Below are 4,378 nucleotides of genomic sequence, written 5' to 3' on the forward strand. Positions count from 1 at the left end.
GCACCAACCGCAAGCCGCTGCTCATGGTCGGCACGCTGCTCTGGGCCGCCGGCACCGCCGGCAGCGCGCTCGCCGGGGGGTACGCGACGTTCCTGGCCGCGCAGTTCGTCGGCGCGGTCGGGCTGGGCGCGGTGGGCTCGGTCGGCTTCTCCGTGGTCACCGACCTGATCTCGCCGCGCCGACGCGGCCTGGTGATGAGCTTCTGGGGGCTGTCCCAGGGCGTCGGCACGCTGGCCGGGACGCTGCTCGGCGGCGTGCTCGGGGCGACCGACTGGCGGCGGCCGTTCCTGCTGCTGACCGGCGTGGGTCTGGCCGCCACGGTGGCGTACCTGTTCACCTACGACATCAGGCGCGGGCAGAGCGAACCGGAGCTGGCCGGGGCGATCGACGCCGGGAACGAGTACGACTACCGGATCAGCCGCGCCGACCTGCCCCGGATCCTGGCCCGCCGGACCAACCGCTGGCTGATCCTGCAGGGGCTGACCGCCCAGGCCGCGTTCGGCTCGCTGGTCTGGCTGCCGGTGCTGTTCAGCCAGCGGGCCGAGGCGCAGGGCTACTCGCCGGCGACGGCCGTGGTGGTGGGCAGCGTCTTCGCCACCCTGTTCCAGCTCGGCGGGGTGTTCTCGATCGTGGGCGGCCTGGTCGGCGACGCGCTGCAACGGCGTACGCCCAGCGGCCGGGCCACCGTCGCGGCCGTCGGCATCCTCGCGGCGCTGCCGTTCTACCTGGTCCTGTTCTTCGTGCCGATCCGCATCGACGAGCCCGACGGCGCCGGGGCGGGCGCGGTGGTGACGGCGGTGCTGTCCAGCGTGCTGACCGAGCCGCCGGTGGGGCTGAGCCTGCTCACCGCCGTGGTGGCGCTGGCGCTGACGTCGGCGAACTCGCCGAACTGGTTCGCGCTGATCGCCGACGTCAACCCGCCCGAGCACCGGGGCACCGTCTACAGCCTGGGCAACCTCGTCAACGGCGTCGGGCGGGCGGCCGGCAACGGGCTGGTCGGGGTGGTGTTCGCCGCGCTGCGTACGGCCTTCCCGCCGCCGTTGAACTACGCGGTCGGGCTGGCCGCGTTCCAGCTCTTCTTCATCCCGACCGGGATCATGTACTGGCTCGCCGCGCGTACGTCGCCGCGGGACATAGCGCAGGTGCACGACCTGCTGCACGCCCGCGCCGACCGCCTGGAAGGAAGGGCCCCTTCTTAACGGTGAGTGTTAATAAGGGGCCCTTCCTCTACCGGAGGCGTTAATAAGGGGCCCTTCCTTACACCACCCGGAACCAGACGGTGACGTCCGTCGGGACCGTGGCGTCGTCCAGCGGCGCGCTCGACACCAGCACCTGCGCGCCGGCCGGCAGCGGCGCCGGGTCGGCCCCGAAGTTCGTCAGCACGGTGAGGTCGCCGTTGGTGAACGTGAGCACCTCGTCGCCGGAGGACAGGAACCGCAGCGGGCCCCGGGCCAGCGCGTGCTCGCGGCGCAGCCGCAGCGCGGTCCGGTACAGCTCGTACGTCGACCCGGGCACGCCGCGCTGCCGGTCCAGCGCGTACTCGGCCCAGGTCGACGGCTGGGGCAGCCAGCTCGCGTCGGTCGGCCCGAAGCCGTACGACGGGGCGTCGGCCTCCCACGGGATCGGCACCCGGCAGCCGTCCCGGCCGCGCTCGGTGTGCCCGCTGCGCGCCCAGGTCGGGTCCTGGCGGGCCTCGTCGGGCAGCGTGGTGTGCTCCGGCAGCCCCAGTTCCTCGCCCTGGTAGAGGTAGGCGGAGCCGGGCAGCGCGAGCATCAGCAGGCTGGCTGCCCGGGCCCGGCGCAGACCCAGCGCGGCGTCCGGCTGCGGGTCGTCCACGCCGACGCCGTTGGCCCGGCCACCGGCGGTGCCGAGCCCCAGCCGGGAGGCGTGCCGGACCACGTCGTGGTTGGACAGGACCCAGGTGGTGGGCGCGCCGACGGAGTCGGTGGCCTCCAGCGAGCGGGTGATCACCGCGTACTGGGCCGGCGCGGTCCAGGCGGCCAGCAGGTACTCGAAGTTGAACGCCTGGTGCATCTCGTCCGGGCGCACGTACCGGGCCAGCCGCTCGGCCGGCTCCACCCACGCCTCGGCGACCAGGATCCGCTCACCGGGGTACGAGTCGAGGACCCGCCGCCACTCCCGGTAGATCTCGTGCACGCCGTCCTGGTCCCACATCGGCGGGCGCGGCTTGTCCACCTCGCTGCCGGAGAGGATCTCCTGCGGCTCCTGCCAGTCGGCCAGGTCGGCCTGCTTGATCAGGCCGTGCGCCACGTCCACCCGGAAGCCGTCCACGCCCCGGTCCAGCCAGAAACGCAGCACGTCGAGGAACTCCGCGCGCACCTCCGGGTTGTCCCAGTTGAGGTCGGGCTGACCGGAGTCGAACAGGTGCAGGTACCACTGTCCGTCCGGCAGCCGCGTCCAGGCGGGGCCGCCGAAGACGCTCACCCAGTCGTTCGGCGGCTCGGCGCCGTGCGGGCCCGTGCCCTCGCGGAAGACGTAACGCTGCCGCTCCGGGCTGCCCGGGGCGGCCGCCACCGCCTCGGTGAACCAGCGGTGCGCGGACGAGGTGTGGTTGGGCACCAGGTCGACGATCACCCGTAGCCCGCGCGCCTTCGCCTCGGCGATCAGCTTGTCGGCGTCGGCGAGCGTGCCGAACAGCGGGTCGACGTCGCGGTAGTCGGCCACGTCGTACCCGGCGTCGGCCTGCGGGGACGGATAGAACGGGGACAGCCAGAGCGCGTCGACTCCCAGCTCGGCGAGGTGGTCGAGCCGGGAGGTGATGCCCGGCAGGTCGCCGATGCCGTCGCCGTCGGAGTCGGCGAACGAGCGCGGGTAGACCTGGTAGATCACCGCCTCGGTCCACCAGCCGGTGCCCGGGGCCTGCTGCGTCGCGTCGGTGTTCAGCGCCTTACTCCTGTCTGGGTGGTGCGGGGACGAGCAAGTTGGTTCAGTGTGCCCGCGGCGGCGCTGTCGATTCGCGCACCACCAGGCGAGTGGGGAGGATCACCGGGGGTGGCGTCCCGTCGTCGGTGCCGGCGCCGCGCGGCGCGGGCACCAGGCCGGGGTACGGCTCGGTGGCCCGTACGCCGAGCGGGTCGAGCAGGATGCGGGCGGCGAGCAGTCCCTGGTCGGCGGCGGGCTGGGCGATCGTGGAGAGCCCGAGCACACCGGCGAGGTCGTGGTCGTCGATGCCGATCACGCTCACGTCCTGCGGCACCCGTAGCCCGGCGTCGCGCAGCGCGGTGACCGCGCCCATCGCCATCTCGTCGCAGGCGGCGAAGATGGCCGTCGGCGGCTCGCCCCGGGCCAGCAGCTCGGCGGTGGCCCGGGTACCCCCGTCGATGGTGAACCGCGACTCGACGTCGAGGCTCGGGTCGGGCCGCAGCCCGGCGGCCCGCAACGCCTCCTGGTAGCCGCGCCGCCGGTCCAGGTGGGTGGTGAAGGCCAGTTCGTCGTCCGGGTCGCCGGAGATGTGCGCGATCCGGGTGTGGCCGAGGTCGAGCAGGTGGCGGGTGGCGGTCCGGGCGGCGGCCACGTCGTCGATCCGGACGCAGGGCCACCCGGGCACCTCGCTGCCGGAGCTGATCGTCACGCCGGGCAGGTCCAGGTTCGTCAGCGCGTGCACGTCCGCCGCGCGCAGCGGGGTGGCGACCAGGATGATCGCGTCCACGCGCTTGTGCAGGCTCGCCGTGCGCAGCACCCGCTGGCGGGTCTGCTCCCGGCCGCCGAGGTTGTAGAGCAGCAGGTCGTAGCCGCTGTCCTGGAGGAACTCCTCGACCGCCTCGACCACCGTGCCGAAGAACCACCTGGTGATCCGGGGCACCACCACCGCGACCGTGCCGGTCCGGCCGCCGGCCAGCCGGCTGGCGCTCGGGGACACCGCGTACTGGAGCTGCTCGGCGGCGGCGAGCACCCGCCGCCGGGTCGCGGCCGAGACCGTCGGCAGGCCCCGCAGCGCCCGGGAGACGGTGGCCGTGGAGACCCCGGCCAGCCGGGCGACGTCGTCAATTCTGGTCATCGTGTGGGCTCCCCGCCGTGACCCGGGCCCCGCCGCCGGCCGTGCCGGCGGCGGGGCGCGGATCAACCCTTGACGCTGCCGGCGAGCAGGCCTCGCACGAAGAAGCGCTGGAGGGACAGGAACACGATCAGCGGTACGACGATCGACACGAACGCGCCGGCCGTCAGCCGCTGCCACTCGTTGCCCCGGGTGCCGGCCAGTTCCGCGAGCCGGACCGTCAGCGGGGCGGTCTCGTCGCCGCCACCGGCGAAGATCAGCGCGACCAGCAGGTCGTTCCAGACCCAGAGGAACTGGAAGATGCCGAACGCCGCCAGCGCGGGCATGATCAGCGGCAGCACGATGGTGCGGAAGATCTTCGGG

Annotated in this window: 4 protein-coding genes; 1 reads left to right on the top strand and 3 read right to left on the bottom strand. The window is 73.7% G+C overall.

The features are described from left to right. Positions 1-1,199 (top strand): MFS transporter (locus tag KBX39_RS24485; protein WP_210872703.1); only part of this gene is annotated, 1,199 nt, incomplete at its 5' end. A gap of 58 nt (positions 1,200-1,257) precedes the next feature. Here KBX39_RS24485 and KBX39_RS24490 read toward each other — a convergent pair. The 3 genes from KBX39_RS24490 to KBX39_RS24500 all read right to left on the bottom strand — a co-directional run. After that, complete coding sequence (locus KBX39_RS24490; RefSeq protein WP_210872706.1) at positions 1,258-2,904, bottom strand: alpha-amylase family glycosyl hydrolase; 1,647 nt, start codon at positions 2,902-2,904, stop codon at positions 1,258-1,260. Between the two features lie 43 nt (positions 2,905-2,947). Next, complete coding sequence (locus KBX39_RS24495) at positions 2,948-4,018, bottom strand: LacI family DNA-binding transcriptional regulator (protein WP_043328803.1); 1,071 nt, start codon at positions 4,016-4,018, stop codon at positions 2,948-2,950. 62 nt (positions 4,019-4,080) lie between these two features. Beyond that, positions 4,081-4,378 (bottom strand): ABC transporter permease subunit (locus KBX39_RS24500; protein ID WP_210872704.1); only part of this gene is annotated, 298 nt, incomplete at its 5' end.

Origin of the sequence: Micromonospora sp. D75 (assembly GCF_018070405.1) — a bacterium.
Taxonomy (GTDB): Bacteria; Actinomycetota; Actinomycetes; order Mycobacteriales; family Micromonosporaceae; genus Micromonospora; species Micromonospora chalcea.